19 protein-coding genes are annotated in these 18,431 nt (G+C 45.3%); 7 read left to right on the top strand and 12 right to left on the bottom strand.

What is annotated here, in order from left to right; genetic code table 11:
• Positions 1-7: 7 nt before the first annotated feature.
• Positions 8-580 (bottom strand): glutathione S-transferase family protein, encoded by a 573-nt coding sequence (locus MHN02_RS07320; protein WP_014980166.1) that lies wholly within the window; start codon positions 578-580, stop codon positions 8-10.
• A 191-nt stretch (positions 581-771) separates the two neighbouring features.
• Positions 772-1,116: an iron-sulfur cluster insertion protein ErpA gene (erpA, locus tag MHN02_RS07325; protein ID WP_014950570.1), complete on the bottom strand. Its 345-nt coding sequence runs from the start codon at positions 1,114-1,116 to the stop codon at positions 772-774.
• Positions 1,117-1,364: 248 nt separating this feature from the next.
• On the opposite strand from erpA, the gene MHN02_RS07330 reads away from it, so the two are divergent.
• On the top strand, positions 1,365-2,198 hold the full coding sequence (locus MHN02_RS07330; RefSeq protein WP_171337873.1) for a polyphosphate kinase: 834 nt from the start codon (positions 1,365-1,367) through the stop codon (positions 2,196-2,198).
• A 48-nt stretch (positions 2,199-2,246) separates the two neighbouring features.
• Here MHN02_RS07330 and minE read toward each other — a convergent pair whose 3' ends face one another.
• From minE to MHN02_RS07355, 5 genes are all read right to left on the bottom strand, one after another.
• Positions 2,247-2,507 carry a cell division topological specificity factor MinE gene (gene minE / locus MHN02_RS07335; RefSeq protein WP_014950572.1) on the bottom strand — a complete coding sequence of 87 codons (261 nt, stop codon included), beginning with the start codon at positions 2,505-2,507 and terminating at the stop codon, positions 2,247-2,249.
• Complete coding sequence (gene minD / locus MHN02_RS07340; protein ID WP_014977272.1) at positions 2,507-3,316, bottom strand: septum site-determining protein MinD; 810 nt, start codon at positions 3,314-3,316, stop codon at positions 2,507-2,509. The genes minE and minD overlap by 1 nt, the downstream gene beginning before the upstream one ends.
• Before the next feature lie 30 nt (positions 3,317-3,346).
• Positions 3,347-4,129: a septum site-determining protein MinC gene (gene minC / locus MHN02_RS07345; RefSeq protein WP_039226158.1), complete on the bottom strand. Its 783-nt coding sequence runs from the start codon at positions 4,127-4,129 to the stop codon at positions 3,347-3,349.
• Positions 4,130-4,482: 353 nt separating this feature from the next.
• The gene (locus tag MHN02_RS07350) at positions 4,483-5,856 is read right to left on the bottom strand and encodes a class II fumarate hydratase (RefSeq protein ID WP_075176833.1); all 1,374 of its coding nucleotides are present in this window, start codon (positions 5,854-5,856) and stop codon (positions 4,483-4,485) included.
• Between the two features lie 153 nt (positions 5,857-6,009).
• Entirely contained in the window at positions 6,010-6,348 is a 339-nt protein-coding gene (locus MHN02_RS07355; RefSeq protein WP_171337872.1) for a hypothetical protein, read from the bottom strand.
• A 190-nt stretch (positions 6,349-6,538) separates the two neighbouring features.
• On the opposite strand from MHN02_RS07355, the gene azu reads away from it, so the two are divergent.
• Both azu and MHN02_RS07365 read left to right on the top strand, forming a co-directional pair.
• Entirely contained in the window at positions 6,539-6,988 is a 450-nt protein-coding gene (gene azu, locus MHN02_RS07360; RefSeq protein WP_014950577.1) for an azurin, read from the top strand.
• A 270-nt stretch (positions 6,989-7,258) separates the two neighbouring features.
• Positions 7,259-8,494 carry a putative manganese transporter gene (locus tag MHN02_RS07365; protein ID WP_156086867.1) on the top strand — a complete coding sequence of 412 codons (1,236 nt, stop codon included), beginning with the start codon at positions 7,259-7,261 and terminating at the stop codon, positions 8,492-8,494.
• Between the two features lie 58 nt (positions 8,495-8,552).
• Here the strand turns inward: MHN02_RS07365 and MHN02_RS07370 are convergent, their stop codons facing one another.
• Positions 8,553-9,260: a DUF6776 family protein gene (locus MHN02_RS07370; RefSeq protein WP_171337870.1), complete on the bottom strand. Its 708-nt coding sequence runs from the start codon at positions 9,258-9,260 to the stop codon at positions 8,553-8,555.
• Positions 9,261-9,366: 106 nt separating this feature from the next.
• Between MHN02_RS07370 and MHN02_RS07375 the strand changes: the two genes are divergently transcribed.
• The 3 genes from MHN02_RS07375 (at position 9,367) to MHN02_RS07385 (ending at position 11,861) form a co-directional block, all read left to right on the top strand.
• A complete protein-coding gene (locus MHN02_RS07375; protein WP_014980173.1) occupies positions 9,367-11,043 on the top strand; it encodes a chloride channel protein in 1,677 nt (558 codons plus the stop codon).
• 1 nt (position 11,044) lies between these two features.
• Positions 11,045-11,473: a CopD family protein gene (locus MHN02_RS07380; protein WP_014950581.1), complete on the top strand. Its 429-nt coding sequence runs from the start codon at positions 11,045-11,047 to the stop codon at positions 11,471-11,473.
• A gap of 196 nt (positions 11,474-11,669) precedes the next feature.
• A complete protein-coding gene (locus MHN02_RS07385) occupies positions 11,670-11,861 on the top strand; it encodes a hypothetical protein (protein WP_014950582.1) in 192 nt (63 codons plus the stop codon).
• Positions 11,862-11,921: 60 nt separating this feature from the next.
• Here MHN02_RS07385 and MHN02_RS07390 read toward each other — a convergent pair whose 3' ends face one another.
• Positions 11,922-12,623, bottom strand: a complete 702-nt coding sequence (locus MHN02_RS07390) for a UPF0149 family protein (RefSeq protein WP_039226366.1) — start codon at positions 12,621-12,623, stop codon at positions 11,922-11,924.
• Between the two features lie 253 nt (positions 12,624-12,876).
• Between MHN02_RS07390 and MHN02_RS07395 the strand changes: the two genes are divergently transcribed.
• Complete coding sequence (locus MHN02_RS07395; RefSeq protein WP_014980175.1) at positions 12,877-14,073, top strand: Nramp family divalent metal transporter; 1,197 nt, start codon at positions 12,877-12,879, stop codon at positions 14,071-14,073.
• Between the two features lie 206 nt (positions 14,074-14,279).
• On the opposite strand, the gene MHN02_RS07400 is transcribed toward MHN02_RS07395, so the two are convergent.
• The 3 genes from MHN02_RS07400 to typA all read right to left on the bottom strand — a co-directional run bounded on the left by MHN02_RS07400 (position 14,280) and on the right by typA (position 18,290).
• A complete protein-coding gene (locus tag MHN02_RS07400) occupies positions 14,280-15,455 on the bottom strand; it encodes a PatB family C-S lyase (protein WP_039226147.1) in 1,176 nt (391 codons plus the stop codon).
• Between the two features lie 263 nt (positions 15,456-15,718).
• Complete coding sequence (locus MHN02_RS07405; protein ID WP_014950586.1) at positions 15,719-16,096, bottom strand: response regulator; 378 nt, start codon at positions 16,094-16,096, stop codon at positions 15,719-15,721.
• Positions 16,097-16,457: 361 nt separating this feature from the next.
• On the bottom strand, positions 16,458-18,290 hold the full coding sequence (gene typA, locus MHN02_RS07410) for a translational GTPase TypA (RefSeq protein WP_049588246.1): 1,833 nt from the start codon (positions 18,288-18,290) through the stop codon (positions 16,458-16,460).
• Between the last annotated feature and the right edge of the window lie 141 nt (positions 18,291-18,431).

Here is an 18,431-nt window from a genome sequence, read left to right on the forward strand (position 1 = left end):
CTGACGCTTAAATTCTAGGGTCAGTTGCCGTTATCTCAATGCGATCATGGTGCTTTTCATGAAATGATAACAGCTGAGGATAATCCTTCATGCTGTGTAGCTCACGGAAAAGTACCCAGTCAATCATGCTGTACAAACAGATTTCGGGATAAGTCCAACCACTAAATCCACCCGCATCAAGCTGGTTTGACAGCGCATCTAACACAGCTTCAATTCGCTCGTTTTGAAGACGGTAATACATTTTGTCTTCGCTAATATCAAAGTCTGAACGTTTCAGCAGCATAAGCTGAACAAAGGAGTCGTTAGCTGCATCAATCAGGGTTAGTTGATTCTCTTCTTCCCAACTTAACCCTTCGTGATCAAGCTTATCGGCAAGGTAGTTATAAATAATGCGAGAGTCGAAAATCATTTGGCCGTCATCTTCAAGACAAGGCACTTTAAGCGTAGGGTTGCGAGAGGCGAGCAACTCGCGATCTTCACCTGAAAAAATTTGAAGATTAAGAAATTTATGTTCTGTAGACGCAAGTACGATGCGAATGCGGCGCACGTAGGGAGAAGTGGTGGAGCCATATAATTTCATAAACGCTGTCCTAAACCGTAGTCGTTCTATGAAATCAGTGTAGCCGGAATTTGAAAATAAAAGGAAGTGTTGAGAACAAGACAACCGACAGGCATACAAAATGATGCGATGTATGCCTATCGTATTAACATCAAGCGCTCAAAGCTGAACGTTCAACGCTTAAAAAGCGTAGTAGTGTATAGCTTAAGCCCTTAAACGCTAAAGCTTGCACCACAGCCACAGGTCGTCGTGGCATTTGGGTTTTGAACTAAAAACCGTGAACCTTCCAGACCATCTACATAATCGACAATGCCACCGACCAAGTATTGTAAGCTCATCGGGTCGACAACCATAGTTACGCTGTCTTTTTCAATGGTCATATCGCCTTCGTTCACCTTCTCATCAAACGTGAAACCATATTGGAAGCCAGAACAACCACCACCTGTTACGTATACACGTAATTTCAAATCAGGATTTTCTTCTTCTGAAACAAGGGCTTTCACTTTCGCTGCTGCAGCGTCTGAAAACTCAATTGGCAACGCCGTTTCTACAGACATACCCACCTCTACATTAACCTCGTGCTTTCGCACTTTGTGCTTGGTCGCAATTATCTAATACTTGCGGATAGTTAGCAATTATTGGGGCAAAACTTAACGATTCAAGTTACTGCACATTAACGGCATTTCTGTTAAGTGGCACGTTGAGATAGAAAAGTTAAGTAAACTAGTTAACACTAACAGATAGAAAATAGCAGTGTGGTCAACGTATCTAAAATATTGGCGATACACGAATAAAGGGGCGGCATATGAGTACAACCGACAACTCCCAATTACCTTCTTCTCCCCCAGTGCTGTTTGACGATTTCGGACAGTCTTGCTTTACGAGCAAAGAAGAATACAAAGACGCGTTAGTAAAACAGCAAGAAAAACTCTTTCACGTTCAGCAATCTTACTTTCATCAGAAAAAACGAGCACTCATTGTGTTTGAAGGATGGGATGCGTCAGGGAAAGGCGGCGTTATAAGGCGTATTACTGAGAAATTAGACCCTCGTGGCGTGAGCGTATTTCCTGTGGCAAAGCCCGCAAAAGAAGACCAAGACAAACACTTTCTCTATCGCTTTTGGCAACACATCCCCTCCCCTGGCACACTTAAAATATTTGACCGCTCACATTACGGAAGAGTGCTTGTAGAAAGAGTAGATAAACTGGTAGATGAAGAGGTATGGCAGCGCGGTTATGAAGAAATAAACGCATTTGAGAAAACGCTCAGTGACAGCGGGGTTCGTATTATCAAACTCTTTATGCATATTTCGTCAAGCGAGCAGCGGGAGCGGTTTGAAGAGCGGCTGCACAATCCTTTCAAGCGCTGGAAGTTAACCGAAGAAGACTTGCATAACCGCAAGATGCGAAACGCCTACGTAGAAGCTACAAATGACATGTTCAAGCACACCCACACGTGTTATGCGCCATGGCATGTAATTAACGGGGAGTTTAAGTGGCAAGCAAGGGTTAACGTACTTGACGCCGTTATCGCCAAACTCAGTGAAGGCGTAGATATCTCTCCGCCTCCACTTGATGAGCGTTTAATCGCGCTTGCCTCCAAACAACTAGATGTCGATGAGGATCTAATGAGCGACTAAGGTGAAAGAACGCTGGCAGGCAGCCATAACTAATTAAGCGATTAAGCCTTAGTTATTGCTGTCTGGCAAAGTGACGTTCAATTCAAGTACGCTGCAATCATCGTTATTGTCTAGCTGTACTGATACTTGATCGTCAGCAATCGTCACGTATTTGCGAATTACCTGAATAATTTCCTGCTGCATCATTGGCAAGTAATCAGGCTCTGTTCGCTTTTTACGTTCGTGTGCAACAATGATTTGTAACCGCTCTTTGGCGACCGCTGCGGTGCTTGGCTTTTGCTTCTTTTTGAGCAGGTCGAAAATTCCCATTACTTCCCTCCTAGCAGACGCTTAAAGAACCCTTTCTTTTCTGCTTCTAGGAAACGATGTGGAACAGTTTCGCCTAGCAGACGTTTTACAGCGTCAGCATAAGCTTGTCCTGCATTAGCTTCTTCGTCAAGAATAACCGGCTGACCTTGGTTAGATGCTTTCAGCACCGATTCAGACTCTGGAATAACACCCAATAGTGGAATCGCCAATATTTCTTCAACGTCTGCAACACTTAGCATTTCAGCACTTTCAACACGACTTGGGTTGTAACGGGTTAATAAAAGGTGTTCTTTAACCGGTTCGCCTTTTTCTGCGCGCATCGATTTACTTTGAAGAATACCCAAAATACGATCTGAATCACGTACAGAAGACACTTCAGGGTTAGTAACCACAATGGCTTCATCAGCGAAATACAACGCCATCTGTGCGCCTTGCTCAATCCCCGCTGGCGAATCACAGATAATAAACTCAAAGTCTTTCTTAAGCTCGTCTAATACGGCCTGCACACCATCAACGGTAAGCGCGTCTTTATCGCGAGTTTGTGATGCCGGAAGAATGAAAAGGTTTTCCGTTCTTTTGTCTTTAATTAGTGCCTGTTTAAGTGAGGCCTCTTTATTAATGACGTTTACAAAATCGTAAACAACACGGCGTTCACATCCCATGATAAGGTCAAGGTTTCGCAAGCCCACATCGAAGTCGATCACTACCGTTTTATGGCCTGCTAACGCAAGTCCCGTACTTATTGCTGCACTCGATGTAGTTTTGCCTACACCACCTTTTCCTGAGGTTACTACGATAATCTTTGCCATCTATTCTTTCCTATTAGTGCGTACAAAGCATTAAGCCAACGGCTCTATACGTAATGTTTCGTCTTCTAAATATACTTGTGCAGGTTTCTTCCAACATTCACCTTTCACGGTTTCGTGCATAATGAATTGCCCTGCAATTGAAATAAGTTCCGCGTCTAACGACTGGCAAAATACACGGGCTCCCGTATTGCCTTTTACGCCTGCCAACGCGCGGCCGCGCAGGGTGCCGTAAACATGAATATTACCATCGGCAAGCAGCTCAGCCCCCTCGCTTACAGAAGCCGTTACCACCAAGTCTCCGCCTTCGGCATAGACTTGCTGACCAGAACGTACCGGACGGTTAATTACTTTGGCAGGTTTGAGCGTGGTTGCGGCTGCAGGAGCCGGTTCACTTTTTGGCGGCGCTGAAACGGTTTGATCTTGTTGTGCGGTTTGAGACGGGTTTTCGCCGCTTCCGTTATTGTTTTCACTACCATTCGCTTTGTTCGAACGAAGTGCGCTGTCTGTAAATTTGCTTTGGCTTACATCGGCTAACCCCAAGTCATTGATGGTAGGCTTCAGCTCTGCCACCTCACCTTTCACGGCCATGGGCTGTAATTGCAATCGACGACATAGCGCCACCAGCAGCTCGAACTCTGTAGCAGATAAAGGCTTTATCAAATGTAAAATCAGTGAGGAACGGGTAAAGAACTGCGGCGCGCTCGCGACCTTCTGAGATAACTGAGCTTCAAAATTATCTGGCTCAAAATCTATTACTTCTAACACAATACTGGTGAGCGTAGTGCCCTTCATGCGAAAGCAAGTTTCTGTCATTTTTTCTTCCCGAAAAGGCGTCACTTTCCTCATAGCAATTAGCCATGACAATAAGCAAAACCTATTAGCGCTAGTGTCTGTTGCTGTCTTACGCAGCTATACAATTTATTTATTGCGTCACTGTATCAAAAATCCCGTTCGCATACAGCAACTGTATACCGGTTAAAACACGTTTTACCCTGATAATAACCTTAGAACAAGCCAAGAACGTGCCAATCGTTGAGCAGTTTTTAATCAAGCGTGGATCATGCGAGTTTTTAGTGCGTCCTGTTTGTATACAAACATCTCTTTCACCACAAAAAAAGTGCGATCACAGATCGCACTTTTTATCATCTTCGTTCTCTCACAGCGCTTTAAGGTGTGGTAAGTTTTTTCGGGTCTAGTAGTGATTCTAGCTCGCCTCTGGGGATATCTGTCATCGCTTCAGCCACATCAATAACAGGCTTGTTTTCTTTGTAGGCTGTTTTTGCTATTTCTGCGGCTTTAGCATAGCCAATAACAGGGTTGAGCGCGGTGACGAGCACGGGGTTTCTGTAAAGCGCAGCTTCAATGTTATCTTGATTTACAGTAAAGCCCTCGATCGCCTGCTCGCCGATTAGCGTCGCACTGTTGGTCATTAGCGACAGACTTGAAAGCAAATTGCTGGCAATCATTGGTAGCATTACATTTAGCTCAAAATTCCCAGACTGCCCACCTACGGTAATCGCCGTATCGTTACCTATTACCTGTGCTGAAGCCATCGCCACTGCTTCCGGAATAACCGGGTTTACCTTGCCGGGCATAATCGATGAACCTGGCTGTAGCGCAGGCAGCGCAATCTCACCTAAACCAGCCAAAGGCCCAGAATTCATCCAGCGCAAGTCATTAGCAATTTTCATGAGGGTGACGGCTAAACTTTTTGTCGCACCGGAAAGCGTCACTGCTGTGTCTTGAGAGCCAATCAATGCAAAGAAATTGTCAGCGGGCTTAAACGCAATGTCGGTCAGCTCCCCTAGCGCATCTGAAAATGTCGTAGCAAAATCCGCATGGGCGTTTACACCTGTTCCCACGGCAGTGCCTCCTTGGGCAAGGGTTTGAATAGCTGGCTGCACAGCGCGCAGGGTTTTAATCTGCTGCTTAAGCTGAGAAGCCCAAGCCAGTAAGCTTTGATCCATGCCTACAGGCATCGCATCCATGAGATGAGTGCGTCCGGTTTTGCAGTATTGCGCTACCGACTTTGCTTTAACTTCAATAGTACGAACTAAACTTTCAACGGCCGGTATAAGCTCGTTTGACAATGCAATAGCCGCGCTAACATGAATGGTGGTAGGGATCACATCATTTGAACTTTGCCCGTAATTTACATGATCATTCGGATGAACCTCTTCGCTAGAATAACGAGAGGCTAAGCGAGCAATGACCTCGTTGGCGTTCATGTTTGTGCTCGTGCCTGAACCAGTCTGAAATATATCAACGGGAAAATGCTGCATCACATCATCAAGTGCCAACAGCTCATCACAGGCTTTAACTATCGCTTGGCCGCGATCTTTATCCAGCACTTTGAGTTTCATGTTGGCTTGTGCTGCGGCTTTTTTTACTGTAATCAACGCGCGTACGAAGGCTTCGGGCATGCGCTGCCCGCTTACAGGGAAGTTTTGAATGGCACGCTGAGTTTGCGCGCCGTAGAGTGCATTTTCGGGGACCTGTAGCTCGCCCATACTGTCGCGTTCTGTGCGTGTTGCTGTCATGACTTGTATCCTTGTGTTGATATAGCTAGTTTTTCGGCGTGGTTGCCACGCTTTTATCAGAATCCTATTAGGGCTAGTGGCATTAGAAAACTAGGCCCTAGTAAGTGAATTATAAAAAATGGTGCACTAGCGCTTGCAGACCTTTGCTGTACATCAAAGATCAACAGGCTCTCTGGTGTTCATGTCTATTTTTATTCTCGCAAGCGCAATTCGATCACTCTCGTTACACGCGTAGCGCTCAGCTTTAAGTAACGGCTTGTACAAATGCTCTAAACAACTATGCCGCCATTGCTGACTGACCTGCGGATCGCACAGGGTTTCATAAAGCACCTCAACCGCATTTTTATAGATAGAAAATTTGTCTCTATCACTTGGCAATAAGTTGGCAACGAAAGTTACGCCATCTAGATAATTTCTTAAAAGCGCTGAGTTCAGCTCATTGTCGTTGTATCCAAATCGAACGTGTTGAACTGCATTTCGTATCGAAGACATGTGCATCCCTTGTGCGTGAAAAAACAAAAAAGCTCGATGTACATAAAAGCGCTTTCTTTATATACCACTCAATATAAATGATAATCGTTAGCATTTACAATGATCCAGTGCTATTCTTTTTCGTAAAGAAAATTGGATCTTCCAATTCCACCGATAGGTGAAGTTAACCAAAATTCAAAGGACATTATTTATGATCAAGAAGTTACTTGGTGGCACAGCCCTTTTTCTTATGGCCTCTGGTGCATTTGCTAACGAATGCGAAGTGACTGTGGAATCAAACGACGCCATGCAATTCAATACGTCGAACGTTGTTATCCCGGCGAGTTGTAGCGAGTTTACCGTGACTTTGAAGCACACAGGTCAGTTACCTAAACAAGCCATGGGCCATAACTGGGTGATGACAACAAAAGCCAACGGACAAGCAGTGGCAACAGACGGTATGAGTGCGGGTTTAGACAACAATTACGTTAAGCCAGACGATGAGCGTGTAATTGGCGCGACTGACATTATTGGCGGCGGTGAACAGACTTCTACGACCTTTTCTGTTGAAGGGTTAAGCAAAGATGAAGAATACATGTTTTTCTGCTCGTTCCCTGGTCACATCGGCATCATGAAAGGCACAGTTACGCTTTCGAGCTAAGGCGTTGCGAAAACTAGGCGTGCTTAACTAGGGCCTGTTGACCTTTGTTGTACATTTTTGCAGCGGTCTGTGTGCCATCTAGACAAGGCGAATGTTTGACGGTTTAGTGGTTCTAAATCGAGAACAAGTCCTTTAACTTAGCCCGCTAGGCTTGCAGGACTGTTTCGCGATTAAAAGGCTTCCATTTAGACCAAAATTCGTACACCAAAGGTCAACAGCCCCTAGGCACGCCTTAAACATGGATAACAGTAGGTCGAGGGTGTAGTTGTAATGGATACGGCGTCTCACACATCAAAAAGCGCTAAGGCGGTGGTCCGGTATAAGCACTTACCTTCTTTTACTAGCGCCCTATTAAGAAACGTTTTTTTTCCTCACTTAACCAATAAGCGGCTGTTGATGCCGCTGTTTATAGCCATTCTTCTTACTTATAACAGCACCCGTGCGATTACCTTATCGGTGTTGTCAGATGCATTTTTTCAAGTGGCAGCGTTTGTATATGCATCGCTTGCGCTTTATTACGTCGCCACGTTACGCGTTTCGGCCGAAGCCATTGGTAATTATATGAAAGCGCACCCTGTACATGAGGTAGGATTATCTGCCCTACTTGGTGCTCTGCCAGGCTGCGGCGGTGCTATTATCGTTGTCACTCAGTACACGCGAGGTGTGACAAGCTTTGGAGCCGTGGTAGCAGTGCTAACCAGCACTATGGGCGATGCTGCATTTCTGTTACTCGCCCAAGCACCGTTAGATGCCTTAACCGTAATGGCCGTCAGCGTCACGGTGGGTGCAATGACGGGGCTAGTGGTCAATAAATTTCATAATTACCAGGCTCCTGAAGCCGATGGTGCGCTCCAACAATCGCAAAACTGTGATAAACCCAAAACAGTAAGCCACAAAGCCATATCACTTTCTAAAGTATTCTGGATGATTGCGAGCTTACCCTCGTTGGCGATTGCGCTTGGTTTGGCCTTTCAACTTCCCGTACACAGTTACCTTGCTATCAGTGAAAGTACACTAACGCTGATTGGTGCCGCGTTATGTATTTCGAGCCTTGGACTATGGTCTTTGTGTGGTTCGGGAAGCGGATACGCTTCGATTACGAAAGAGGATTTAATTCCGCCTCCGCCTAAATGGCAAGAGAAAGCCGCACTAGACACACAGTTTGTATTGGCATGGGTAGTACTCGCGTTTCTTATGTTCGAGCTGTCTGTTGTCTGGTTTGGGCTAGACATTGCAGGGCTGCTTCAATCCATGGGCCCCGGCTTAGTTGGCCTGGCGATCATCATCGGGTTCTTACCTGGTTGCGGTCCGCAGATATTGGTAACCAGCTTATACCTTAATGGCGCAGTTCCGTTTTCAGCACAACTTGGCAATGCAATAAGTAATGACGGCGACGCGTTGTTTCCCGCCATTGCGCTCTCACCCAAAGCAGCGCTTATTGCCACAGTGTACTCTGCTATTCCTGCATTTCTTGTGGGTTATGGCTACTGGTATTTGTTTGAATAAAGCTTTCGATGCGTTAAAAGGTTGAATTAACGGATAGGCTAGCGCTGCCCCACAGCGATTACTCTATTTCGACAGAAAGCGCTTCATTCCACGGCACGCTTATCTCATAGTTGCCTTTACGGGTTTTGTATTGATAGACCGTTGTAGAAAAAGCAATGGATTCGGGGTTTATATCTTCCTCGATAGTGAGAGTTACGTTAACGGCTTGGAAAAAGCGAAAGCGATATTTGATATCTTCTGCCAGCAGGCTCGATTCGCCCGATTTCAGCGTGAACGCTTCACCGTTTCGCTGACCGACTACGGCAATATCTAAACTGCCATTTATCACTGCTTTTTGCTGTTTAGACTGCAGCAGAACCAACCTAAGTTGATAGGTATTGTCACTTAACTTAAAAACTTCTACCCCTTCAATGGCAAAACCTTCGTCGGTTTTCTCAGGCGCCACGACGCGTTCATAGAAACTCAGTAATTCTTGTTGCGCCTCTAGTTCTTTTTTCTGTTCGCCTAACGTATTGGTAATGCTCTCCGTCTCGAGCGTGGCAAGCTCCATGGCGACTTCCAGCTGATTCACTTTGGTAGTAAGCGCATGATTTTCTTCAGACAAAATAGCAATAGTTTCTTGCTGAGCCTGTACTTTCTTGCTGTCGCCTTCGTCAATAATTCGCGCTAGCTTATAGCCGAACCCAACCATGGCAAACATAATAAGCGCCACTAACAGTGTCCACTTGTAGTTGCCTAAAACTTCTTTTAACTGATCTGTCGTCATGATATCTACATCAACAAAAAACACCGTGCGCTAAGGCGCTCTAAACATTATGAATTTTAGGTGTTTATGGTAAGCTTCTTTTTACGTTAATCTACTGTACCACAACATGCGCTTGCAGGCTTTAAGAGAGGAAGTAGCTCATCCACGCACATCCATTCAGTTGTGCATGCTGGGCATTGTAGGGGGAACCTGCGCGGCGCTTATCATTATACTGTTTCGGCTGTGCGTGGAATGGCTACAAGAAACAGGCGTTTCGTCGCTTCAGTCGGTGCTTACCTATGACTGGTTGGTTTGGCTTATCATGCCATTTACCAGTGTAGGATTAATTCTGTTTATCGCCTTTCTTACGGGCTTCAAGCACTACCGTTTAGGTATTCCCTTCGTTATTCATCGAGTGAAGTACTATTACGGTCATATTCCATTTAGAACCACCATTAACCAGTTCTTTGGGGGCATGCTAGCCCTGGCCGGCGGTTTCGTTGTCGGTCGAGAAGGCCCTTCCGTTCATTTAGGCGCGTCAGGCAGTAGTTTCTTAGGGCAATGGCTTCGCTTGCCCTACAACAGTATTCGAATACTTGCAGGCTGCGGCATTGCGGCAGGGATCTCCGCATCCTTCAACACCCCGTTTGCTGCCGTAATATTCGTGATGGAAGTGGTACTTAGGGAATACAAAATACATATTTTTGTTCCTGTCATGCTGGCTGCTGCCTGTGGCTCGGTGCTCACTCGCATTGTATTTGGAGAAGTAAACGAGCTTTCGTTTTTATCGTTTAATGCATTTAGCCAGTGGATGTATTTTTACTTGGTGCTGCTAGGCATTCTGTTGGGCATGCTGGCCGTTTTATTCAATAGCCAGCTTATGCGGGTGATGACGTGGTTCAGGCCGGTTTCCATGGTGTGGCGTTTAATACTTGCTGCGCTAATTACCGGTACCATTGGTATGTTTATACCTGAAGCCCTTGGCGCCAACTTTATCGATGTTGAGCACTTATTTGATAGCTCCCCCGGCGCGCTGCTGTTGGTTTCTACTTTGGTGTTTAAAGTTATCTTGGCGGTATTTGCTATTGGCCTCGGTATTCCAGGAGGGATCATTGGCCCAGTGATGGTTATTGGCATGCTCGCTGGCGCCGTACTTTTATTGCCACTGTCGTACTTTATTGACGTACCCGAATTTACCAACAGCTTCGCCCTGTTAGGCATAGCAGGCATGTTGACCGCAGTATTGCACGCGCCTCTTGCAGCGCTTTCCGCGGTTATGGAACTATCGTACAGCCCGCAAATTATTCTACCAGCCATGTTGGTAATTGTGCCTGCTTACGTGACTTCTACGCAGTTCTTTGGCAACCGCTCTATTTTCATACGCCAGCTTGATTATCAAAATCTCCCTTACGCTATCTCGTCTATTCGTGAAGCACTTGAGAAAACGGGCGTACTTGCAGCGATGAATACCGAGTACAAGCTATTTCACGATGCGCCGGAGCAAGCGTTAATTAACTACTTAGAAAGCGATCCAACAAAAATTGTCATTCAGAAGTTAAAATTTGAAATAGATGTGCAGTATAAGCTGGTCCAATACAATGTGAGTTTGGAACACGATGCAACAGCGTTAAACTATTACGAAATGGAAGGTATTAGCGCGCAGTCTACGCTGCACGAAGTATACGAACACCTTAAAAACTCGCGCTCTGGCGCAGTTTATATTTACGATCAGGAGCTAAACGATATTATTGGCGTAGTAACGTGGAATATCTTACAAAGCTTCTTACAAAAGGCTCATTATTAGTATGTACATTTTATGGTTTAAAGCGCTGCACATCTTTTTCATGCTGGCTTGGATGGCAGGACTTTTCTATTTACCGCGACTTTTCGTTTATCACGCGACCACGAAATCTCAAGTGGTAAAAGACGAATTTAAGGTCATGGAGCGCCGCCTGTGGTTCTTTGTTACTCCATTCGCCTTGTTAACTCTGGCATTCGGCGTTGCGCTTATTGTCAGCTATGGTGGAACTTGGTTTAAAATGTCGGGGTGGCTTCATATAAAGTTGCTGCTGCTTCTTGCTATTTACGGCTATCACTTCTATTTGTTTAAGTTAATGAAGCAATTTGCACGCGACGAAAATAGACACTCTCCGCGCTTTTATCGCTTTTTAAATGAAGCGCCGGTGCTTATCATTCTCGCCATCGTTTGCCTGGCTGTGGTAAAACCTTTATAAAAGTTTAAGCCAAACTAAATAGTAAAGGCGCACGTACAAAGTTATTGAAAAGTCAGTACTCAAGGAACCAGTACTGCTGTGTAGTGTGAGAAGTAATTTTAAGCTTGTTGTTGAGAGTGTTGTAAGCATTGCACATAGTCGCCCAGAACCTGTTGTTTCTCGGGTTTAACGAATTGTTTTTATCGGAATGCTATACATGGATGACAGTAATCAACACCTCAAGCATTTGCTCAAACAGACAGATATTGCCTTTAAGGCGCTTATGAGGGAGCCTGCTTCACGGCTTCTTAACGAGCAATACGAAAAGGCAAAACTTGAACTAGACAGCTATACCGCTTCGCTTAAACACACGTTGAATCAACGGCATCAACAACAAAGACAGCGCTAATTTTGAATTAGCGTTTTTGTTTTTTGCTTCTCCTGCAGCTCCCAGTTATCAAGTTTTCCCCTAGGTTACTTTGTTGAAGGTTTCAAATTGATTGGGTAACGCGCCTGCTAGCTCCCCTGACAACTTAGTGTAATCTGCCAGCACCGAAGGAAGCTGTTTAACAAGCATGTTTATATTACTTTCAAGCTGAGCAGCTTGTTTGTCGTTTCTGTAAGACAAAGCTAATTCAATATTAGCAAGCGTTGAGAAAAGCTTTAAACATCGAGACAGGCGAGCTTCTGCAGGTTCTGTTTTCTCAGGCTCGTTATCGTCACAGTCTTTCTTGTTCGCCTTACTTTTTTCTAAATGCTTTTCCCAATGGTTCCACGCATTTTGCCACACAGGTTCTAATTGCTTGTGCACGTGTAAAAGCCCATTTAGCCAGCTTTCGAGTTCTTTCGAAGGCCTCGTCGTTCCTTGCACCTCTATCGCAACGTTCAATTCACTAGGCATGGGCGACTTTTCCTGACGCATAAAATCCAAATGCGCCCGCAGGCCATTCATTAATGTATCAGCAAGCTTATCTACATCTTTGTCTACAAGGTGGCTGTCACTAGACTGTATGAGCCACGGCATCCACTGTTCGGGCATGGGAATTTCTGGTGCGGAGGCAACGGCAAAGATCATTCCATCTACGTAATAAGCATCCGGAAGCACATTTTCGAAACTGGGAAGCGAAACAATATCGCTGATTGTGTTTATTGGAAACCCATCTTTCACCATTACCATCCTATTTTAATTTGCGTTCTCTTTTATGAAACGGTAGTCTGCGCGGCCACTTTGTAGAGGGCATGTTTTGTAACCTTTTATCTACCCAAAACAATGGGAAATAAGGTAAAGAGTAAACAACAAACTTCTACACTGGGTACGCGACAATAGGTTTAAAACCAATCTGTTACTGTATTGGTTTAGCGGTACTGTTGCGTGCTCGCCTACCTATTGTCATGATAGCAAAACTTAACTAAGAGTCGTTGCAATGGCAAAAGATAAATCAGGATACATCATCGCGGCCGCCTTTATTGGCCCTGGAACAGTAACTACGGCAAGTCTGGCAGGTGCAAACTTTGGCTTTCACCTAGTATGGGCGCTCCTCTTCTCCATATTCGCAACCATAGTATTGCAAGACATGGCAGCGCGTTTAGGTGTGGCCAGCGGCCAAGGCCTAGCCAGTGCAATGAAAAACATGGCTTACAAGCCATGGCTAAAGAATCTTTTTATCGTGCTTATTGTCAGTGCTATCGGCATTGGCAACGCAGCCTATGAATCGGGCAACCTAACCGGCGCTGCAATCGGGCTAGACGCATTTATCAGTATAGGCATTGGCCCCTGGGCCAGTATTTTGGGCACGATCGCTATAGTTTTACTCTGGTCGGGCAGCTACAAGTGGATAGAGACAGTACTGGTTTATCTCGTCTTTATTATGGCTGGCGTATTTCTTATCACGCTGTTGGTAGCCAAACCTGATATCGCCGCGATGTTTAGTCAGTTAATGTCTCCGCGACTAGACGCTGACGCCATTACCACGGTGCTGGCGCTTATTGGTACCACCATCGTGCCTTACAACTTGTTTCTTCACGCGAGCCTAGTTGCAAAATCATCGAAAGGCCAAGATAAACAAGAAGCGGTCGTCGCGTGCCGAAACCAGTCTGCTAGAGCTATTAGTATGGGTGGGCTTATTACGCTCATCGTAATGGCAACAGCAATGATGGCGTTCTTCAATCAAGCTGCCACTATGGACGCTTCGAACATGGGCGAGCAGCTTAAACCGGTTTTAGGTGACAAAGCTCAGTGGTTTTTTGCATTAGGGTTATTCGCCGCAGGCTTAACCAGTGCTATCACTGCGCCGCTAGCAGCCGCTTATGCGGTAACAGGAGCACTAGGGCTTTCTGACGATATGCAAAGCAAGAGCTTTAAAGCGGTATGGTTTATCATCATTGTAGTGGGTGTCAGTGTTGCAGCACTTGGCTTTAAACCCCTCCCCGCCATCTTGTTTGCTCAAGCGACTAATGCTCTTTTACTGCCAATTATTGCCATATTTCTATTGGTCGTTATGAATAAAAGCACCGCACTGGGGGAATTTAGAAACACATGGAAAAGTAACCTGGCAGGCTTTCTAGTAGTGGGTACTGTGATTGGTTTAGGCCTGTATAAACTAATCGGCGTATTTAGCTAGCTGCAAAAATGGGGTCAGAGTAACTTTCTCCCTTTGTATGTCATTATAGTGTGCACTCGCAGGTAACAGTGAAATTACGTGACTAACAAAATAACTGCATATGAGAAGGGCCAAGGTAATACTTTGGCCCTTTTTAATAGAGAGCGTAATTACAAAAAGTACTCTGACCCCATTTTGGGACTGAAAAAGTACTCTGACCCCAATTTTTAGCTGGCGAGGCGTTGCAGAATATCCTGGAGCATCGCTTTGCTGCAGCCAAAGTTAATTCTGAAATGGTCCGCCTTGTGAAAATCGATGCCTGGTGACGGGCCTACGCCTTTCTCTTCGGCCCACTGCTGGACGTTCTCTACACCTAGTCCACTGGCGTCTACCCACGCAAGGAACGTCGCATCGGCTTTGAGCATTTTAAGCCCGTCAATGCTGTTTACTGTGTTAAACACCATATCTCTGTTTTCACGCAAGTAGGTAAGTTGCTGCTGATGCCACTCATCACATTGAGTGAATGCTGCTTCTGTAGCCGCTAAGCCCAATACAGTAACCCAAGGTACGATGCCCGCTGCGGCATTGGTAAATGCCTGACGCAGCTGGCGATTAGGGATGATGGCAAAAGACGTTCCCAAACCAGCAATATTAAATGTTTTACTGGCAGCCATTAGCGTAACGCTATTTTCAGCAAGGTTGGACTCGCGGCCCGCCGGTATGTGCTGCTTGCCATCTTCTAGAATAAGGTCGCAGTGGATTTCATCAGAACATAGCTTAACGTTGTTCGCGTTACAGATCTCGGCAATGCGATCTAATTCAGCTTTAGTAAGCACCGAACCTACCGGGTTCATTGGGTTACAAAGAATAAACAGCTTACATTTAGGATCAGCCGCTTCTCTTTCTAATGCTTCAAAATCTAACGTATAGCGCGCACCTTCAACACTCGAGATAGTTTCAGAACTTGTGCCGTCGTCATTTTGCACTACCGTGCCTATATCTACCCGTTCGAGACCATTTAGCTTTGGGGCAGCCAGTAGAGGCGGATAATTGGGTGTTTGAATAAGTACTTTATCACCGGGTTCACAATAGGCTTTACACGCTACGTTAAACGCTGGCACAACGCCTGGTGTCCACACTAGCCACTCGGGTTGAATTTCCCAATTATGCTTATCTTTAAGCCATCTCACTACAGCCTGAATGGCGCCTTCGTGATGTGCAGGCAGTATGTAACCCATGTTGCCATGCTCAACCTGACCCGAAATGGCGTCTAGAATTGGCTGCGCGCAACGAAACTCAGTATCGGCAACCCACGCAGGAATGATGTCTTTCCCTTTGTACTTTTGCCATTTGAACGAAAACGTGTCTTTTCTGGGAGGGGTGTTATCGAATAAGGCGCTCACATTACATCCTGTTGCATAAAAACTTATGCCACCAGTGTAGAATTTTAGCGCCTCATAAACTAGGGGCGTGAGATGAATTAACCCGAATTTTCTATATCGAAATGTACTTTAATAGAGATAAATTAACACGTTAAAGCCAAAGGTAAATTGCGCTTTGCTGTCCTAACCTGTTTTACGTTGTCATCGTTAACCACGAAGTAGATTTTTGGCTCTCATGCACACCTTTAGCGTGCGATACATAAAATGAAAAACAACCTACAGGCTTAGCTGGCCTGCGACACCGCCTCTCTCGATTTTTGAACTAGCTCTTCCATATTGAGTGGCTTAGCAAGAAAACCGGTAACCTGAAGTTTACGCGCTTCTATCACTAACTCTTTGTTAGGGTCGGCAGTAATGAGTAAAAATGGAACGTCCAACCCCGAAGACTGACAGGTTTTTAGAAGACTTAGTCCATCATAATCCGGCATTACTTGGTCACTGATGATCAAGCTGATAGATTCTGCGGTTTGTTGCAGCAAAAAATCCCTTGCAAATTTACTACGTGTAAATGGATACACGGTGGCGTCTAACTGCGTTTCCAACGCGTCAGTAATAAGGTCAAGCGTGATAGGATCATCTTCAACTACTGCTACAGAAAACACTACCCTTCCCCTTTTTGTTAGGTCATTAGCCGTAAATATTACAACGACTTAGCTCACGTGTTAAGGCATCAGTCTATTGTACCAATCCGCATAGATTAATGCTCGCTGGGTATTGATCTATGCGGACTGATTTTCCAAGCATAGAATCTCTGAACGCTTTTGACCACTAACCTTTGGTCGATATTTAAACTTTTTCTAACGTTTTAGTGATAATGCTAGAAAGCAGCTTTTTTGATGGGAAGTGACGGTGTGTAAGTTGAGACACGAGTTGAAAGATTGCAGGCCAAACTCATCGGCAAAATGGAAAAAAAATGCCAGCTGACGCTGGCATTTTCAAAATCAATGTAAGTCTTAGAAGCTATTAAGACTTAGGTGCACGTGATGCACGCTTACGCTCGTTTTCTGTAAGAAGCTTCTTACGAATACGGATAGATTCAGGCGTTACTTCTACTAGTTCGTCGTCATCGATGAACTCAAGCGCTTGCTCAAGTGACATTCTGATTGGTGGAACTAGTGTTTGCGCTTCGTCAGTACCTGATGCACGAACGTTAGTAAGCTGCTTACCTTTAAGGGCGTTTACAGTAAGGTCGTTGTCACGGCTGTGAATACCGATAACCATACCTTCGTACACTTCAACACCGTGACCGATGAATAGACGACCGCGTTCTTGAAGGTTAAACAGAGCGTTAGTTAGTGCTTTACCGTTTGCATTAGCGATTAGAACACCGTTCTTACGCTTACCGATGATACCGCCTTTGTACGGACCATAGTGATCGAACGTGTGATATAGCAAGCCAGAACCCGACGTTAACGTCATGAACTCTGTTTGGAAACCAATTAGGCCACGGCTTGGAATGATAAAGTCGATACGTACACGACCTTTACCATCTGGAGACATGTCAGTCATTTCTGCTTTACGCAGACCAAGCTGTTCCATGATTGAACCCTGGTGCTGTTCTTCACAGTCGATAGTCAGGGTTTCGTATGGTTCTTGCGTTGCGCCGTCAACTTCTTTCAGAATTACTTCTGGACGTGACACTGCAAGCTCGTAACCTTCACGACGCATGTTTTCGATAAGAATACCTAGGTGAAGTTCACCACGACCAGATACGCGGAACTTGTCCGGATCAGGCATTTCTTCAACGCGCAGTGCAACGTTGTGTACTAGTTCGTCTTTAAGGCGCTCTAGAATGTTACGTGACGTTACATACTTACCTTCTTTACCTGCAAACGGCGAGGTGTTTACCTGGAACGTCATGGTTACTGTAGGCTCGTCAACCGTAAGTGGAGGAAGTGCTTCTACAGTGTTGACGTCACAAATGGTGTCAGAGATCTTAAGTTCGCCAAGACCTGTGATTGCAATGATGTCGCCCGCGTGCGCAGATTCAACTTCGTGACGAGCAAGGCCAAGGTAGCCGTAAACTAAGCCTACTTTGCCGTTGCGCTTTTTGCCATCAGCAGTAACAACCGTTACTTGTTGATTTGGCTTAACAGAACCACGCTTAACACGACCTACGCCGATAACACCCACGTATGAGTTGTAGTCAAGCTGAGAGATCTGCATTTGGAATGCGCCGTCGATATCTGCATCAGGAGGAGAAACCTGGTCAACGATAGTTTGGAACAATGCCGTCATATCGTCTTCTTTAGTATCTGCATCTAGTGATGCCCAACCGTTAAGTGCAGACGCATAAACAACTTGGAAATCTAGCTGTTCGTCAGTTGCACCTAGGTTGTCGAATAGGTCGAAAACTTGATCCATAACCCAATCAGGACGCGCACCAGGCTTGTCGATTTTGTTGATAACAACAATTGGCTTAAGACCTTGAGCAAATGCCTTTTGCGTAACGAAACGGGTTTGTGGCATCGGGCCTTCTTGCGCATCTACAAGTAGAAGTACAGAGTCAGCCATCGACATTACACGCTCTACTTCACCACCGAAGTCAGCGTGTCCTGGAGTGTCTACGATGTTGATACGGTAGTCGTTCCAGTTAATCGCTGTGTTCTTAGCTAGGATGGTAATGCCACGTTCTTTCTCGATGTCGTTCGAGTCCATTACGCGCTCTTCTTGCTCGCCTCGAGATTCAAGGGTGCCAGACTGCTGTAACAGTTTGTCTACCAGGGTGGTCTTACCGTGGTCAACGTGGGCGATGATTGCGATGTTACGCAATTTATTAATATCAGTGGTATTCATGCTTATATAGAGCCTGTGTAAATCAACGTCTACTTCAATTCAGTGGAAAGGAGTATGCGTTAGATTTGTTGCAAAAAAATGCAGATAGAAAAATTTGCGCGGATTGTACAGAAAAACCACGACGTTTGCGCATCTTTTTTT

Source organism: Alteromonas sp. CNT1-28 (assembly GCF_022348345.1).
Lineage (GTDB): Bacteria > Pseudomonadota > Gammaproteobacteria > Enterobacterales > Alteromonadaceae > Alteromonas > Alteromonas macleodii.